Genomic DNA, 15,803 nt, shown 5'->3' on the forward strand with positions numbered 1-15,803 from the left:
CGCCGCCGACCACGGCACGACCGTGCTCGAGCTCGTCGGCATCAATGACCTGCCGCACGGCGGGGCGCTGATCTACGCCGGTGACGTCATGCTCGTCCCCGCCGGCGGTGCCGCCACGGGCGCCGGCAGCTACACGGTCGAGCGGGGCGACACCCTGGCGAAGATCGCGGCCGCGCACGGCGTCTCGATCGACGCGCTGGTCTCCGCCAACGACATCGCCGACCCCGACCTCATCCTCGAGGGCCAGGTCCTGCACCTCGGCTGACCGCCCTCCCCGCCGCAGCGGCGGGACAGCTGAGTGGCCCGGCACCGCCGTCCACGTGCTCTCGCGCGTGGATCGCGGGGCCGGGCCACCGGCATACCCGGGTCGCCTCAGGCGCTGCAGGTGCTCACGAGCTCCTCGAGCGCGGCCTGCGCGTCCGTGGTGTCGACGTCGGGGATGTCGATGACGTCCTCGGTGCGGGTGCCCGCCTCGACGACGGCGTCGTTGACCTCGACGAGCGGGGCGTCGATCCGCTCGAGCAGCGCGGCGTGGTCGCCGTCGGCGCGCTCCGCGAGCGTCGACAGCCGCCCGGAGAGCAGGGTCACCTCGGAGAAGGAGACCGGGTCGAGGTCGTCGCCCGCGGCGACGACCTCCAGCTGGGTGGCCGCCCGCTCGTCCAGCGGGGTGCCCTGACCGGCGAGGAAGTCCTGACAGACGGGGTCGTCGGCGACCTCGCGCTCCGGCGCGGCCTCCTCGCTGGCGGTCGTGCCCTCCTGGGTCTGGCTCGGGGTGGTGCTCTCGTCGTCGGCCGAGCAGGCGGTGAGGACCGCCAGGCTCATCACGGTGGCCACGGTCAGGGCACGTCGCATCGGTGGAATCCTCCTGGATCGGGTGGGACGCCGTCCGTCGTGGACGGCAGGAAGCCGCCTCGACCACGGATGACAGGGGAGGGCCGGGGCGGGGAGTCATTGTCTCCCACGCCCACGCGGGGTCACCGCGGGGGTCTCACCAGCCCTGCGTGCCGGCGCCGCCCTTGAACGGACCCTGCACCCGCGAGGTGATCCAGCCGCCGTAGAAGTCGCCCTCCTGCGGCACCACGCGCTCCCCGTCGACGAAGCAGCCGTCGTCGGGGGACGTCGCGCCGTCCACGAGCCCCGGGGTGACCGCGGCGTAGTCGGCGATCTCCTCGAAGCCCGGCGCCGGGTCGGGGTAGGTCCAGGCCGCCCGGCTCAGCCGCTGCCCGTCGACGACCAGGTCGAAGTAGGTGGCTGACCCCTTGAACTCGCAGGTCGTGCGCCGGTTGTCCCGCGCCGGCTGCAGCGTCCCGGTGACGAAGGCCCCGAGCGGGAGGTAGTAGGTCGGCGGGTGCGAGGTCTCCAGCACCCGGATCGCCGCGACGGTCTCGGCGATCGTCTGCCCACCGACCCGGATCACGACGTGCTCCCCGCCGCTCGTGTCGAGCGCGGGCGGTCGCGGATAGTCCCAGACGGACTCGGTCGGTGCAGGCATACCCCCGACCATAGGGCGGCGGACGGGCCGCTGCCCAACCGACGCACGGCTCAGCGGCGGTCCGTCAGGGCTGCGGAGAGCGCCTCGCCGAGCGGTGCGGCCAGCTCCAGGGACCGGGTGCGGCTCAGGTGGTTGGTGTCGGTCCAGACGAGCACCCCGTCGTCGACCGCCGGGCACCACCCCCCCGGGCAGAGCCGGTCGCCCAGGTCGACCGCGAGCACCTGCGGTGCGCCGGTGAGCGCCCGGTCGACCGGGGCCGACACCGCTGCCAGGGCCTGCGCGGCGGTGCGGCCGCAGCGGTCGACCTGTCTGGGCTGCTCGGCGACGCACTCGGGCACGTCGACGTCGAAGCGCGGGGTCGGCCGGATCGTCGCCAGTCCGGACCCGCCCACGCCGAGCCCGTCCCAGGCCCGCACCATCCCCGCCGCCATGGGCTCGGTCACCTGCGCCGAGGGCACCACCGCGTCCTCGATCCACAGCCGCGGGATCGGCACCTGCGCGGTGACGACGAGGTCCGGCGGGTCCTCGGCGACGGCGGCGGTCACCTCCTGCAGCCACTCGCGGCAGATCCACTTCGGCCGCTCCCCGGTCATGGGTATGACGTCGGCCGCCGGGCAGCCACTACGCTGCACGAATGGGTGAGCGAGAGGGCCGTGGCGTGGGTCGGCTGGGCCGGGTCCGCGAGCTGTTCGGCCGCTCCCGGGCGGGTCAGGACGAGCCGCGGGTGCGCGCACTGCCGGACCCGGGGGAGAGCAGCGTCGAGGAGATCCCCCTCACGCCGGAGTCGCGCCGTATCGACGAGGCGGAGCGGGCACGGATCGACGCCGGCGTCGCCGCGGTGGAGGCCGAGGGGGTGGACGTCGACGACCTCACCTCCGTCGGGGCCGGTCTCGACCGCGCGCTCGCGGCCTGGGTGCAGCGGCGCGACGGGGGCCACGACCAGATCGTCGAGCGGTATGCCATGGCCGTGGGCGAGCACCTGCACCGCCGGACCGACCTGGCCTGGGAGGTGGTGACCGACGTCTTCGGCACCGACCTGGCCGTCTGCGCGGGCGACTTCGTGGTCGTGCCGGCCAACCTCGTGGCGGTGCGCTGGATGCGGCGGGAGAGCGGCTGGGTGCCGAAGGTGGTCGGGCACATCGTCGAGGTGCGCAGCCGCTGAGCCCGGTCGACCAGGTGTGCCTGGCCGGGCCCTCAGCCCTCGTCGTCGGGCGGGGGCACCGGGGCGCGGGGCGCCGGGTCCTTGGGGCGGCCCGCCAGCTTCTGGACCCGCCGCATGAACCAGGAGGTCGCGACCTCGCGACCGGTCGCGACATACTCCACCGCGGCGTCGTGGAAGATCGTGGAGCGGATGACCGCCAGGTCCACCTCGCGGCCGAGGAGGAGCAGTGTGTCGCCCTCCTTGAGAGTCTGATCCATGCCCGGGGTGAAGATCCGGCGGCCGGCGCGGACGAGCACCGCGGGGTAGACGGCGAGCCGGACGTCGCGCTCGTCCGGGTCGCGGACGAGGTCCCCGAGGGTGAGCTCGTGCTCGGTGAGCCAGCGGACGACCGCCGGTGCGCCCGTGAAGTCGAGGTCGAGCCGGGTGGAGATCGGCGTCTCGTCGCCGACGACCGCGACGATCTCGTCCATCACCCGACGGTCCCACTCGTCGTCCTCGTGCAGCACGTGGTCGATGAAGCTCCAGTAGTTCGGGGAGGTGATCCGGGCGACCGCCTCGCGCGCCAGCAGCTCGGTGGGGATGAAGACCGAGTCGGCGTCGAAGGCCTGCAACGGGGCGGCGTTGGTCGCGGAGTTCTGCCGGACGGCGATGAAGAGCTGGTCGTTCTCGATCCGCGCGTGCGCCGCGTTGGCCATGTTGACGATGTCGGACTCGGCACCGGCGATGAAGCCGACCGCGTCGGAGACGTCCGGCCGTCCGTCGGCGGGGTCGAGCAGGATGACGTCCAGCCCCGCGCTCTCGAGGTCCCGGGTGACCTCGAAGCCGAAGGTGCCGTCGGCGCACACGACCCACTGCCCCTCGGTCAGGTGGTGCAGCCGGTGCGGCAGGACCGAGCCGCGCTTGCTCATCAGCCAGGACGCCAGCCGGAAGCCGGCCGGACGGCGCAGCGCCATCACGAGATAGGCGCCGTAGCGGTCGAACGGGTTGATGATGACGTCGGCCGCGAAGTCGTGCATCTGCTGGGCGTGCTCGCGGTCGCTGCAGCGGGCGATGACCATGAGCTCGGGGCGCAGCAGGTTGACCGACATGACCACCGACAGGTTGGTCTCGTCGCTGTCGGTGAGCGCCAGCACGGCTTCGCAGTGGTCGTGCGCCAGCCCCGCGATGCCCAGCATGCGCGGGTCGCGCCCGCTCGCGGCGAAGCCGGGGTGGTCGCTGGAGTAGCCGTCCAGCGCGAGCTGCTGGATGCGGTCCGGGTTCTCGTCGAGCACCACGAAGTCGCGCCCCTGGTCCTCCAGCGCGCGGCAGACCGCCTCACCGGCCTGGCCGTAGCCGACGATGAGCACGAACGGTGTCTGGATGCTGCGCACCTTGCGACCGAAGCGCTGCAGCCGCAGCGCCTGACGGAACGTCTGCTCCTGCGACAGCGAGAGCAGGGCGCCGATGCTGTAGGACCAGGCGACGACGGCCGCATAGATCGTCAGCGTCACCCAGAGCCGCTGGGCGTAGCTGAACTCGTGCGGCACCTCGCCGTAGCCGATGGTCAGCCCGGTGTAGCTGATGACGTAGAAGCTGTCGAAGACGGTCAGCCGGTCCGGGTTCTCCTCCGTCCCCGGCATGGTGCTCAGCCCGAAGGTCATGATCGCGAAGACGCTGACGAGCACGACCAGCGGCGCCCGCATCCGCCGCAGCACCATGAAGACGGCGTCGGTGGTCGGCAGCTCGGCCGGCACGTCGACGCGGTAGCGGCGCAACGAGTCCGGGCGCGGGCGCGCGGGCTTGCCGCGACCGAGGAGCTGCAGGAGGTTGGCCATGGGCGCCGGGTATGCCGGTCAGCGGCGGCGGTAGGAGACGGTCTCGACGACGAGCAGGATGATCGAGACCACGTTGGCCAGGAAGGCACCGGCCGCGATGGAGACCACGCTGCTCATGTGCTGGCCGGTGAGGCCGCCGGGGTCGACGTGCCGGGCCCAGATCCAGACGAGGGCGGCGACGATGAGCTGGATGCTCGCCACCAGCGAGGTCGCGAGGTGCACCGCGCCGATCTGGGTGCGGTCACCGAACTTGAGGATCGTGGCGATGATGTTGACGACCACGGCGGCATACAACTCGTAGACGTTGTGCAACTTGGGGTTGTCGATGTCGCCGAGGACGTAGCCGAAGTTCAGGGTGGCGGCGAGCAGCACGAAGAAACCGAACACGACTTTCTCGAGATTCACACCCACGACGATAACGCCGCAGGTCTGTCGGCGCTGCTTTCTAGGATGTGCGGTATGGATCTGGAGGAGGCGGGCCGGTTGGCCCGGAGGTTGATGGGGGAGCACGGGCTGCGCGGGTGGAGCTTCGGTCTGGACCGGGCGAAGGTCCGGGCGGGGGCGTGCCACTGGCAGGACCGGCGCATCACGCTGAGCAGGCACGTCACCGCGGCGCACGAGCCGGCGCAGGTGCGGGAGACGCTGCTGCACGAGATCGCGCACGCCCTGGTGGGGCCCGGCCACGGGCACGACGCGGTGTGGCGGGCCCGGGCGCGGGCGATCGGCTCGAGCGGTGAGCGCTGCTACGCCGCGCCGGACGGGCCGGCCGTCGCCGGCCGGTGGCAGGGGCGGTGCGCGGCCGGGCACGTCGTGCACCGGCACCGGCGCCCCACGAGGGTGCTCGTGTGCACGCGCTGCCGGGGTATGTCCCCGCTCCAGCGGGTCATCTCGTGGACCCACGACGGGCGAGCGGTCGACCACGCGGAGCTGGGTCCGGTGGTGCGGCAGACGCTGCGCTCGCTCGGTGCGTTGACGTAACGTCAGGTGCACGTCACGCAGGGCCGGCGACGTGGTCTGTTCCGTGACCAAAGCGTGACCTGAAAGCGTGTCGCACGGGGCGCGTGTGGGTTAGGTTCCCAGGAGTTGTGCGTGTGGCGAGCCCCTGCCCTGAGGTGGTCGCGTGAGCACGGACGGAGCAGAAAGGGAGCCAATGGTGGCGACGACGAGGTGGCGACGTGCCACGGTGCCGGCCGTGACGGCGGCCGCAGCGCTGACCCTCACCGGGTGCCTGCAGAACCCCGAGGCCGCGACCGGCGGTGGGTTCGGCGGCGTAGGGGCCGAACCGGAGGAGGGTGACGGGGTCGTCAGCATCCTGGGTGCCTTCGGTGGTGGCGAGGAGGAGCAGTTCAACGCCTCCCTGGCCGAGTTCGAGGAGGAGTCCGGGATCGACGTCCAGTACGTCTCGGACCAGGACTTCACCAACACCATCCAGGTCCGTGCCGACGCCGGCGACCTGCCCGACATCGGGCTCTTCCCGCAGCCCGGTGGCGTGCTGAGCCTCGCCGAGCGAGGCCTCCTGGTGCCGATCGACTCCATGCTCGACTACGACGAGATCGAGTCCACCCTGGTCAACGGCTTCCTCGACTCGGCGCGCTACGACGGCCGGGTCTACGCCGCGCCGATGCGCATGGCGGTCAAGTCGATCGTCTGGTACCCCAAGCAGGCCTTCGAGGAGAACGGCTGGGACGCCGAACCCGCGACCCTCGAGGAGCTCGACGAGCTCGCCGCCCAGATCCAGGAGGACACCGACACGCCGCCCTGGTGCATCGGCTGGCAGTCCGACCAGTCCACCGGTTGGGTCGGCACCGACTGGGTGGAGGAGTACATGCTCCGGCTGCACGGGCCGGACGTCTACGACGACTGGATCTACCACCGCATGCCGTTCAACGACGAGCGGGTCGTCGAGGCGGTGCAGGCCTATGGCGAGCTGGCCACGGACGACGACGTGCTCGGTGGGTCGCGCGGCATCCTCAACACCCCCTTCGCCGACGCGATGACCCCGGCCTTCGACGAGGACCCCGGCTGCTACCTCATGCGGCAGGGCAACTTCGCCACCGGCTTCTTCCCCGAGGACGTGCAGCAGAACCTCGACGAGGAGGTGGGCATCTTCACCTTCCCGCCCGCGGCGGACGGCTTCGACGGCCAGCCCATCCTGGGTGGCGGTGACCTCGCCGCGGCCTTCACCTACGACACCGACACGGCGGCCGTGATGGAGTTCCTGGCCTCCGACCAGTTCGGCGGTCCCTGGGCGCAGGCGGGCGGCTGGCTGAGCCCGCACACCTCCTTCGACGCCTCGCTCTACCCCGACGACACCACCCGTCAGATCGCCGAGATGGGATACACCTCCGACGTCTTCCGCTACGACGGCTCCGACGTCATGCCGCGTGAGGTCGGCTCCGGCTCGTTCTGGACCGGCATGGTCGACTTCCAGAGCGGTTCGGCCTCCGCCCAGGAGATGGCCGACGAGATCGAGAACGGCTGGCCGCAGTCCGACGAGCCGATGGACGAGGAGGGCGAGGACCAGTGAGCACCACCTCGTCGACCCCTCCCGTCGGGGAGGAGGTGCCAGAGGCTCCGGACACCGGCGGGGTGCCGGAGGCGGTCGGCCCCGCGGACGCCGGGCTGCAGCCGGTCAAGCTGCTCATCGGTGTCGTCGGGATCGCCGTCACCATCTGGCTGATGCTCAACCTGTTCCTCGCCTTCGCCTACTACCCCCAGTGGTTCTTCGACAGCAAGATCCTCATGGGTGTGCTGGGCCTGGTGGTCGGGGTCGGTGGCGCGGCCGGCCTCTTCTGGTTCCTCAACATGACGATCGAGGCGTTGCCGCGGCGGCTGGAGCACGGCGTGATGCCGTACGCCTTCCTGCTGCCCGGCTTCTCCCTCATCGGGCTGATGCTGCTCTTCCCGACGCTGCAGACGATCCACTACAGCTTCGCCAACCGCACGTCGACCGCCTACGTCGACCCGATCTGGGCCAACTTCGCCAGCCTGTTCCGGAGCAGCGACTTCTGGTCGGCGATGTTCAACAACCTGTTGTGGATCGCGATCGTGCCCGCCATCACCGTGGCGCTCGGCGTCGTGGTCGCGGTGCTCGCCGACAAGCTCTCGGCAGGGAGCGAGAAGTGGTCCAAGAGCTTCATCTTCATGCCGATGGCGATCAGCTTCGTCGCGGCCTCGGCGATCTGGCTCACCACGGTCTACGGCTACAACCCGCCCGGCTCGCCGCAGACCGCGGCGCTCAACGCGATCTGGGTCAACTGGTTCGGCGGAGAGCCGCAGAGCTGGCTCGACATCGACACCGCCCGGCTCAACAGCCTGCTGCTCATGGTCATCCTCATCTGGCTGCAGACCGGCTTCGCGATGGTGCTGCTGAGCTCGGCGATCAAGGGCGTGCCGGAGGACACCATCGAGGCCGCCCGGATCGACGGCGCCTCGGAGTGGCAGATCTTCTGGCAGGTCGTCATCCCGCAGATCTGGGGCACGATCGTCACCGTCTTCATCACCGTGCTCATCCTGGTGATGAAGGTCTTCGACATCGTCTACGTGCTCACCAACGGGCGCAACGACACCGACGTCATCGCCAACATGTTCTTCCGGGAGATGTTCACCAACCGTGACGCCGGCCGCGCGACCGCCCTCATCGTCGTGCTGCTCGTCGCGATCATTCCGATCCTGATCTACCAGGTCAGGGACTTCCGCAAGCAGGAGGCCATGCGATGAGCGCCGGACGACTCAAGGACGGGCGCCAGCGCAGCCCGTTCTCGATGGTGACCATGCTGGTGCTGGCGATCCTGTGGACGCTGCCCACGCTCGGTCTGCTCGTCACCAGCTTCCGCAGCCGGGACGACGCGCAGAGCAGCGGCTGGTGGTCGGCGATCATCAACCCGTTCGGGACCTCCTGGACGCTGGACAACTACGTCCAGGTCTTCCAGCAGGCCGACATGGGCAACGCCTTCCTCAACGGGATCGTCGTCGCCGTCCCGGCGACGATCATCCCGATCATGTTCGCCGCCTTCGCGGCCTACGCGTTCACCTTCCTGCAGTTCCGTTTCAAGGAGACGCTGTTCATCATCATCGTCGCGGTGATGGTGGTGCCGATCCACGTGGCTTTCCAGCCGTTGCTCAACCTGTTCGGCCCCAACGGCATCGGCATCGCGGGACAGTACCTCGCGGTCTGGCTGCTGCACACCGGCTTCGGTATGCCGTTGTGCATCTACGTGCTGCGCAACTACATGTCCTCGCTGCCGTTCAGCGTGGTCGAGTCGGCGCGGATCGACGGGTGCTCCAACTTCCAGATCTTCTGGAAGCTCGTCGCCCCGATGGCCATGCCGGCGATGGCGGCCTTCGCCACCCTGCAGTTCCTCTGGGTGTGGAACGACCTGCTCATCGCCAAGCTGTTCCTCTCCAACGACAACACCACGGTGATCGTCAAGCTGCAGCAGCTGCTGGGCACCCAGGGTCAGGGCGCCGAGCTCCTGACCGCGGGCGCCTTCATCTCGATGGTGCTGCCGATGATCGTCTTCTTCCTGCTCCAGAACTTCCTGGTGCGTGGGATGACGAGCGGCGCCGTCAAGGGCTGACCGGATGCACGACGAGGGCGGGGGTGGCGCACGCCAGCCCCGCCCTCGTCGTGTGGTGGGATGAGTCCGTGACACAGGAACTCCCCTGGCCCGTGGCACTCCCGGCAGGTGCCCGCTCCCGGCTCGAGGCGATTCTCGCGCCGCTGCCCGAGCACCGCCGCACGACCTTCGCGCTGCGCGTCGCCCGCCGGCTCGACGAGCTCGTGGCCGGCCTGGCGCCCTACCCCGACCCGCCCGCGCTCGCCGCGCGTGCCCTCGAGCTGGCGGCGAGGGCATACCTCGAGCGGGAGGACGACCTGCACCTGCTCGACGAGCGTCGCTCGCTGGAGCCCGACTGGTTCCAGCGCCCGGACCTGGTCGGCTACGCCGGGTATGCCGAGCGCCTCACCCCGGAGGGACGCTGTCCGCGCTGGGAGGGCTGGCCGACCACCTGCGCGACCTCGGCGTCGGCTACCTGCACCTCATGCCGCTGCTGCAGCCCCGCCCGGCGCCCAACGACGGCGGTTACGCGGTCGCCGACTACCGCGCGATCCGCTCCGACCTGGGCACGATGGCCGACCTGCGCCGGCTGACGACCGAGCTGCGGTCGCGGGGGATCAGCCTGTGCCTCGACCTCGTGCTCAACCACGTCGCCGCCGAGCACGAGTGGGCCCGCGCCGCCCGCGCGGGGGACGAGCGCTACCGGCGCTACTTCCACGTCTACCCCGACCGCGAGGTCCCGGACGCCTACGAGCGCACCCTGCCCGAGGTCTTCCCCGACTTCGCGCCCGGCAACTTCACCTTCGACGAGGAGCTGGACGGGTGGGTGTGGACCACCTTCAACAGCTACCAGTGGGACCTCGCGTGGGACAACCCCGACGTCTTCGCCGAGGTGGCCGAGGTCATCCTCTTCCTCGCCAACCATGGCGTGGAGATCCTGCGCCTGGACGCGATCGCCTTCATCTGGAAGCGGATGGGGACCTCCTGCCAGAACGAGCCGGAGGTGCACCAGCTGACCCAGGCGCTGCGATCGCTCGCGCGGATCGCCACCCCGGCGCTCATCTTCAAGGCCGAGGCGATCGTCGGGCCCAACGAGGTCGTGCACTACCTCGGCCAGGGGCGGCACCACGGCAAGGTGTCCGACCTCGCCTACCACAACAGCCTCATGGTGCAGATCTGGTCGATGCTGGCGAGCGCGGACGCGCGGCTGGCCACGCACGCGCTCGGCCGTTTCCCGGTCGTCCCGGCCAGCACGGCCTGGATCACCTACCTGCGATGCCACGACGACATCGGGTGGGCGATCGACGACGACGACGCGCGCTCGGTCATGGCCGACGGGCACGGCCACCGGACGTTCCTGTCGGACTACTACTCCGGCGACTTCGAGGGGTCGTGGTCGGACGGGCTGGTCTTCCAGCACAACCCCGCGACCGGGGACAAGCGCATCTCCGGTGCCGCCGCGAGCCTCGCCGGGCTGGAGCAGGCGCTGGCCCGCCAGCAGGAGGCGGTCGGGCAGGAGGCGATCGAGGAGGCCCAGGTGGCGGTCGACCACGCGGTGGCCCGGCTGCTGCTCGGCTACGCCATCGTCTACGGCTTCGGCGGCCTGCCGGTCATCTGGTCCGGCGACGAGATCGCGACCCTCAACGACGCGGACTGGGCGGCGGTCACCGAGCACGCCGACGACAACCGCTGGGTGCACCGGCCGCGGCTCGACCCGGCCCGGCTCGCCGCGGCGCACGCCGACCCGGAGTCCCCCGAGGGCCGGGTCCTCGCCGGTCTGCGCCACCTGGCCACCGCCCGCGCCGCGCTGCCGCACCTGCACGCCAGCGTCGGGGCCACCGTGGTCGCGGCGCCGGACCCGGCGGTCTTCGTCGTCCTGCGCCGGCACCCGGTCGGGCCGATGGTCGGGCTCTACAACCTCACTGCCGAGGGTCGCAGCGTGCCGGGCTGGTGGCTGCGCGAGCAGGGTCTGCCGGTGGAGGCCTCGATCGACGCGCTCAACGGCTACCCGCCGAGCCTGCAGCCCGACGGCTCGCTCTACCTCTCCACCTACCAGCCGGTCTGGCTCGTCCGCCCCTGACCACCGACGCCCCGACGCCCCGACGCACCGGCGGCGGGTGCGCCGGTCGTCCCTGGGCCGGGCGCATACTGTGACGCCATGCGACTGAGCGACCTCGCCGCGACCCTCGGCGCCGACCACCGGGCGGGCCGTGGCGGCCCCGACGACCGCGACTCCGACGGCCACGGCGACCGTGCCGTTGACCGCCCCAGCGACCGCGACCTCGGCGACATCGAGGTGACCGGCGTCAGCCACCAGGCCGACTGGATCCGCCCCGGCGACGCCTTCGTCGCGGTGCGCGGCGCCCGCTTCGACGGGCATACCTTCATCGCCGACGCGTCGCGCGCGGTGCGGTGGCCGTCATCGGCGAGGGTCTGCCCGAGGGCGCCACCTGCCCGGTGCCCTACCTGCGCGTCGAGGCGGTGCGACCGGCGCTGGCCGATGCCGCCACGGCGATCGCCGGTCGCCCCAGCGACGCGCTGAGCGTCATCGGCGTGACCGGGACCGACGGCAAGACGACGACCTCCTGCCTGGCGCTGCACCTGCTGCGCGCGTGCGGCCGGCCGACCGGGCTGCTGTCCACGATCGGCTACGAGCTGCCCGACGGCGTGCTGCGCCAGCCGCCCTCGCACTTCACCACGCCCGAGGCGCCGCAGGTCCAGCAGATCCTGCGCGACATGGTGCAGGCGGGGGCGAGCGACGCGGTCGTCGAGTCCTCCAGCCACGCGCTCGCGCTCGACCGGGTGCGCGGGGTCGACTACGACGTCGCCGTGTGGACCAACCTCACCGGCGAGCACCTCGACTTCCACGGCTCGATGGAGCAGTACTTCGCGGACAAGGCGCGGCTGGTGCAGCGCGCGAGGCACAGCGTGCTCAACGTCGACGACACCCCGTGGTTCGACCAGCTCGTGCCGCTCGCGACCGCCGACGGGGGCACGGTCACCACCTACTCCGCGGAGGGGGGAGAGGCGGACTGGCGGGCGACCGACGTCGAGGAGGGACCGGACGCGATCACCTTCACGGTGCACGCGCCGCAGGGCAGCGCGGCGGCCCGGCTGCCGATGATCGGGCGCTTCAACGTCGCCAACGCGCTCGCCGCGATGGCCGGGGTCGCGGCGACGGGGGTCGGGCTCGAGGAGCTGGTCGCGGGGCTGTCGAGCTTCGGCGGGGTCGCGGGGCGGATGGAGATGGTCGAGCGCCGCGACGGCGAGCCGCGCGTCATCGTCGACTTCGCGCATACCCCACCGAGCCTGGAGAAGGCGCTGGCGACCGTGCGGGTGACGACGCAGGGAGCGCTCTGGGTCGTGCTCGGATCGGCGGGCGGGCCGCGGGACCCCTCCAAGCGGGCACCGCTGGGGCGGGTCGCGACCGGGCACGCCGACCGCGTGGTCTTCACCGAGGAGGACCACCGCACCACGCCGTTGCAGGACATCCTGGACGAGATGGAGCGCGGCGCGCGCGAGGCGGGGCGGGGCAACTTCGTCTCGATCGGCGACCGCACCGACGCCATCCGGTATGCCGTACGCGAGGCCGGCGCCGACGACACCGTCGTGCTCGCGGGCAAGGGCCCGGAGGAGACGATGGAGCGTGGCACCGAGCTGGTGCCGTGGGAGGAGATCGAGGAGGCCCGCCGCGCGCTGGCAGCGCGGCGCGAGCGGGACTGAGGGGTTGTGCCGAGCAGAGCGTCCCGTGGCAGTCGTGAAGGGTGACGACTCTTACGGGACCGTGACCTGCTCCACCTCCGGCCGCCGCAGCGCGCGCACGACGAGCACGAGACCGGCGACGAGCAGCGGGATGGTCAGCCACTGGCCCATGTTGAGACCGGTGGCGGCGGCGAACTCGGAGAGCTGGGCGTCCGGCTCGCGGAAGAACTCCACGACGAAGCGCGCCAGGCCGATGCCGATCGCGAAGACCCCGGCGAGCAGCCCGGGCCGCCACCGGGCGCGGGTCCGCCAGAAGAGCCAGAAGAGCACGACGATGAGCAGCGCGCCCTCGAGCGCCGCCTCGTAGAGCTGGCTGGGGTGCCGCGGCTCCTCGCCGGCGCCCGGGAAGACCATGGCCCAGGGCACGTCGCTGGGGCGGCCCCAGAGCTCGCCGTTGACGAAGTTCGCGATGCGGCCCAGCATCATGCCGATCGGCACGTTGACCGCGATGTAGTCGGTGACCCGCAGCGGCGGCAGCTTCTGCCGCCAGCAGAACCACGCCATCGCCACGAGGACACCGATGAGACCGCCGTGGAAGCTCATGCCGCCGTTCCAGGGCATGAGGATCTCCCACGAGGTCCACAGCGAGGGGTTGTAGAAGGTCGCGTAGCCGAGGCGCCCGCCGATGATGATGCCGAAGATCACACCGATCATGAGGTCGTCGACCTGACGCGGCGTGATCGGGCTGCCCGGGGCCTTGGACATGCGGTTGAAGTGCCAGTAGCCGAGCAGGATGCCGACGACATACGCGAGCGCGTAGTAGCGCAGCGTGAAGAAGCCCAGGTCGATGCCCTGGGTCAGCCCGAGGTCCTCCCACCGCAGCGGCGAGTCCTCGCCGGCCGAGCTCGCGGAGAGGTGGGCGAGGTGGGTCAGGAACGACACCCGCCGACCCTAGCGGGCGCGGCTGGACGCGCTCCCCCCGACCGGCCGGGCGGGTCAGGGGCGGTCGCCGAAGGCGGCCAGCACCTCCTCGCGCGGCACGTCGGCGACCGAGGCGTGCTGCCAGCGCGGCTGCCGGTCCCTGTCGACGAGCTGGGCACGGACGCCCTCGGCGAAGTCGGGGTGGGTCGCGAAGACCGGCCCGAGCCGCAGATCCTGCTCGAGCACCTCCTCGACGCTCATCGTCGCGGCGCGGCGCAGGGCCTCCAGGGCCACCGCTACCGAGTGCGGTGACCGCGCGGCGACCTGCTCTGCCGCCCCCTGCGCCTCCGGCTCGGTCCGCTCGCGCAGCCGCCGGAGGATCGCGGCGGCGTCCTCACCGGCGTAGCAGGGGTCGATCCAGCCGCGCTGCTGCTCCAACCAGGAGGTGGGGTCCGGACGGGAGGGGTGTCCGGTCGGGGAGTCCGGGCTGCTGTCGTGGCTGGCGTCGACGGCCGCGGCGAGAGCCTGGGCGTCGAGCGTGGGGTCCTCGCGCAGCGCGGCGAGCAGGTCCGCCTTCGCCGCGGACGGCACGAGGGCGTCGGCCATCCCGAGGAGCACGGCGTCGGCCCCACCGACCGGCGCACCGGTCAGCGCGACGTGCGTCCCGGTCTCCCCGGGCGCGCGGGAGAGCGGGTGCAGCCCGGCCACGTCGGGGAAGAAGCCGATGATCGTCTCCGGCATGGCCAGCTGGGTCCGCTCCGTCACGAGCCGGACCGAGCCGTGCGCCGAGACGCCGACCCCGCCGCCCATGACGATGCCGTCCATCCAGGCGACGTAGGGCTTGGGGTAGGACGCGACGAGGGCGTCGACGGCATACTCCGCCTCCCAGTAGTCGACCGCCTCCTGCTCACGACCGCCCAGGACCGCCTCGCGCAGCGCGCGCACGTCACCCCCGGCGCACAGCCCGCGCTCGCCGGCGCCGTCGATCACGACAGCGGCCACCTGCTCGTCCTGCGCCCAGTCCCGCAGCTGCTGCAGCAGCGAGTCGATGCTGGCCCGGTCGAGCGCGTTGATCGCGCGCGGCCGGTTGAGCCGGACCCGGCCGAGCGGCCCGTCGAGGGCATACAGGACCTCCTCGCCGCGACCGGGAGCCGGCTGCCAGGACAGGGAGACGTCGTCGTCGCGCATGCGTCGAGGCTCTCACGGCGCACGTAGACTCCCCGGCTATGGGTAAGGCATCACGCAAGAAGCGCCAGTCCGGTCAGAGCGCCCCGAAGGCGCGTCCCGCACCCTTCGTCGCGCGCCCCTTCGACGGGCTCGCGGGCGAGAGCGAGTGGGTGGCCATGCGCGAGATCCTGCCCGCCGCCTCCGCCGAGGTCACGCTGAGCGTGCCCGAAGGCACCACCGTCGCCGGGACCGAGGTGAAGGCCGGGGAGCACCCGGTCACCCTGGTGACCGTGCTGCCGGCGGCGATGCCCGCGATCCACCGCGACTCCGGCGAGGTTCTGGTGGCGCTGCAGTCCCGGACCTCCAGCGGCGACGCCTCCCGCGACATCGTGGCGTCGGCGCTCACCGCGCTCGCCAGCGAGCCCGGCACCTCGGTCAACTCGGTGCGTCCCGCGACGGCCGACACCCCCCGGCTCCAGGACGTGCTGCCCGAGGGGCAGGAGCTGGACGTGCAGGTCCACGACGACTTCGGCTTCTGGCTCGGCGAGGACGCGACCGAGGAGATGACCGCCGCCCTGGAGCAGATGAACGAGACCGCCGTCCCCATGACGCGGGTCGAGGGCGCCCGGACGGCCTACTGGTGCCACATGTCCGGCCGCTCCTACATCCGCTGGATCCTGGGCCAGGACGAGGACACCGCGCTGCAGGCGCTCGCCCGGCTGCAGGCGGCGGGCGAGCACACGCTCGGTGAGGGCACCGACCTCATCGGCGCCTTCCGGGCCTGCGGGGTGCTCGTCCCGGTGCTCGAGGTGCCCGCGGACAGCGCTGCGGAGGACCACGCGGAGGCGCTCGCCGCGCTGCAGAGCAGGTATGACGCGGCGCTGGCGCAGGACGAGCCGCTCACCGACGCCGAGCGCCGGGCCCGCAGCGCGCTGGTCTCCCGGCAGGTCACCCTGCGCTGACGCGGGGTCGAGGGCGAGGACAGG

The 15,803-nt window shown here is 71.8% G+C and carries 18 protein-coding genes; 11 read left to right on the plus strand and 7 right to left on the minus strand.

Annotated elements, in window-relative coordinates:
* Window positions 1-22 precede the first annotated feature (22 nt).
* The gene (locus tag BJF80_RS19705) at window positions 23-265 is read left to right on the plus strand and encodes a LysM peptidoglycan-binding domain-containing protein (RefSeq protein ID WP_237767416.1); all 243 of its coding nucleotides are present in this window, start codon (window positions 23-25) and stop codon (window positions 263-265) included.
* A gap of 107 nt (window positions 266-372) precedes the next feature.
* Here BJF80_RS19705 and BJF80_RS18720 read toward each other — a convergent pair whose 3' ends face one another.
* The 3 genes from BJF80_RS18720 to BJF80_RS04730 form a co-directional block, all read right to left on the minus strand.
* Window positions 373-852 carry a hypothetical protein gene (locus tag BJF80_RS18720; protein ID WP_075811710.1) on the minus strand — a complete coding sequence of 160 codons (480 nt, stop codon included), beginning with the start codon at window positions 850-852 and terminating at the stop codon, window positions 373-375.
* 136 nt (window positions 853-988) lie between these two features.
* On the minus strand, window positions 989-1,492 hold the full coding sequence (locus tag BJF80_RS04725; RefSeq protein WP_075811712.1) for a DUF427 domain-containing protein: 504 nt from the start codon (window positions 1,490-1,492) through the stop codon (window positions 989-991).
* A gap of 50 nt (window positions 1,493-1,542) precedes the next feature.
* Entirely contained in the window at window positions 1,543-2,226 is a 684-nt protein-coding gene (locus BJF80_RS04730) for an SGNH hydrolase domain-containing protein (RefSeq protein WP_321166340.1), read from the minus strand.
* On the opposite strand from BJF80_RS04730, the gene BJF80_RS04735 reads away from it, so the two are divergent.
* Window positions 2,127-2,654 carry a DUF3806 domain-containing protein gene (locus tag BJF80_RS04735; RefSeq protein ID WP_075811716.1) on the plus strand — a complete coding sequence of 176 codons (528 nt, stop codon included), beginning with the start codon at window positions 2,127-2,129 and terminating at the stop codon, window positions 2,652-2,654. The genes BJF80_RS04730 and BJF80_RS04735 overlap by 100 nt on opposite strands.
* Before the next feature lie 32 nt (window positions 2,655-2,686).
* Here the strand turns inward: BJF80_RS04735 and BJF80_RS04740 are convergent, their stop codons facing one another.
* Both BJF80_RS04740 and BJF80_RS04745 read right to left on the minus strand, forming a co-directional pair.
* Window positions 2,687-4,468, minus strand: coding sequence for a potassium channel protein (locus BJF80_RS04740; RefSeq protein WP_083673456.1), 1,782 nt, complete (start codon window positions 4,466-4,468; stop codon window positions 2,687-2,689).
* A gap of 18 nt (window positions 4,469-4,486) precedes the next feature.
* Window positions 4,487-4,873 (minus strand): DUF6394 family protein, encoded by a 387-nt coding sequence (locus BJF80_RS04745; protein ID WP_022923303.1) that lies wholly within the window; start codon window positions 4,871-4,873, stop codon window positions 4,487-4,489.
* 54 nt (window positions 4,874-4,927) lie between these two features.
* Here BJF80_RS04745 and BJF80_RS04750 point away from each other — a divergent pair, with 54 nt between their 5' ends.
* The 8 genes from BJF80_RS04750 (at window position 4,928) to BJF80_RS04775 (ending at window position 12,750) form a co-directional block, all read left to right on the plus strand.
* On the plus strand, window positions 4,928-5,446 hold the full coding sequence (locus tag BJF80_RS04750) for a SprT-like domain-containing protein (RefSeq protein ID WP_075811718.1): 519 nt from the start codon (window positions 4,928-4,930) through the stop codon (window positions 5,444-5,446).
* A 214-nt stretch (window positions 5,447-5,660) separates the two neighbouring features.
* Window positions 5,661-6,995 carry an ABC transporter substrate-binding protein gene (locus BJF80_RS04755; RefSeq protein ID WP_075866787.1) on the plus strand — a complete coding sequence of 445 codons (1,335 nt, stop codon included), beginning with the start codon at window positions 5,661-5,663 and terminating at the stop codon, window positions 6,993-6,995.
* On the plus strand, window positions 6,992-8,188 hold the full coding sequence (locus BJF80_RS04760; RefSeq protein ID WP_075811722.1) for a carbohydrate ABC transporter permease: 1,197 nt from the start codon (window positions 6,992-6,994) through the stop codon (window positions 8,186-8,188). Before BJF80_RS04755 ends, BJF80_RS04760 begins: the two co-directional genes overlap by 4 nt.
* On the plus strand, window positions 8,185-9,048 hold the full coding sequence (locus tag BJF80_RS04765; protein WP_022923299.1) for a carbohydrate ABC transporter permease: 864 nt from the start codon (window positions 8,185-8,187) through the stop codon (window positions 9,046-9,048). The genes BJF80_RS04760 and BJF80_RS04765 overlap by 4 nt, the downstream gene beginning before the upstream one ends.
* Window positions 9,049-9,116: 68 nt before the next feature.
* Window positions 9,117-9,620, plus strand: coding sequence for a hypothetical protein (locus BJF80_RS19710; protein ID WP_237767417.1), 504 nt, complete (start codon window positions 9,117-9,119; stop codon window positions 9,618-9,620).
* Window positions 9,512-11,107 carry an alpha-amylase family glycosyl hydrolase gene (locus BJF80_RS04770; RefSeq protein ID WP_237767418.1) on the plus strand — a complete coding sequence of 532 codons (1,596 nt, stop codon included), beginning with the start codon at window positions 9,512-9,514 and terminating at the stop codon, window positions 11,105-11,107. Before BJF80_RS19710 ends, BJF80_RS04770 begins: the two co-directional genes overlap by 109 nt.
* A 78-nt stretch (window positions 11,108-11,185) precedes the next feature.
* On the plus strand, window positions 11,186-11,569 hold the full coding sequence (locus BJF80_RS19715; protein WP_237767419.1) for a Mur ligase domain-containing protein: 384 nt from the start codon (window positions 11,186-11,188) through the stop codon (window positions 11,567-11,569).
* A complete protein-coding gene (locus tag BJF80_RS04775) occupies window positions 11,461-12,750 on the plus strand; it encodes a Mur ligase family protein (RefSeq protein ID WP_237767449.1) in 1,290 nt (429 codons plus the stop codon). The genes BJF80_RS19715 and BJF80_RS04775 overlap by 109 nt, the downstream gene beginning before the upstream one ends.
* 51 nt (window positions 12,751-12,801) lie before the next feature.
* On the opposite strand, the gene lgt is transcribed toward BJF80_RS04775, so the two are convergent.
* Window positions 12,802-13,671 (minus strand): prolipoprotein diacylglyceryl transferase, encoded by an 870-nt coding sequence (gene lgt / locus BJF80_RS04780; protein WP_075811724.1) that lies wholly within the window; start codon window positions 13,669-13,671, stop codon window positions 12,802-12,804.
* 54 nt (window positions 13,672-13,725) lie between these two features.
* Window positions 13,726-14,838: a 3-hydroxyisobutyryl-CoA hydrolase gene (locus BJF80_RS04785; protein ID WP_075811726.1), complete on the minus strand. Its 1,113-nt coding sequence runs from the start codon at window positions 14,836-14,838 to the stop codon at window positions 13,726-13,728.
* Between the two features lie 38 nt (window positions 14,839-14,876).
* Here BJF80_RS04785 and BJF80_RS04790 point away from each other — a divergent pair, with 38 nt between their 5' ends.
* On the plus strand, window positions 14,877-15,779 hold the full coding sequence (locus BJF80_RS04790; protein WP_075811728.1) for a DUF5926 family protein: 903 nt from the start codon (window positions 14,877-14,879) through the stop codon (window positions 15,777-15,779).
* Window positions 15,780-15,803 lie beyond the last annotated feature (24 nt).

The sequence above is a fragment of the Serinicoccus sp. CUA-874 genome (assembly GCF_001942225.1).
Lineage (GTDB): Bacteria > Actinomycetota > Actinomycetes > Actinomycetales > Dermatophilaceae > Ornithinicoccus > Ornithinicoccus marinus.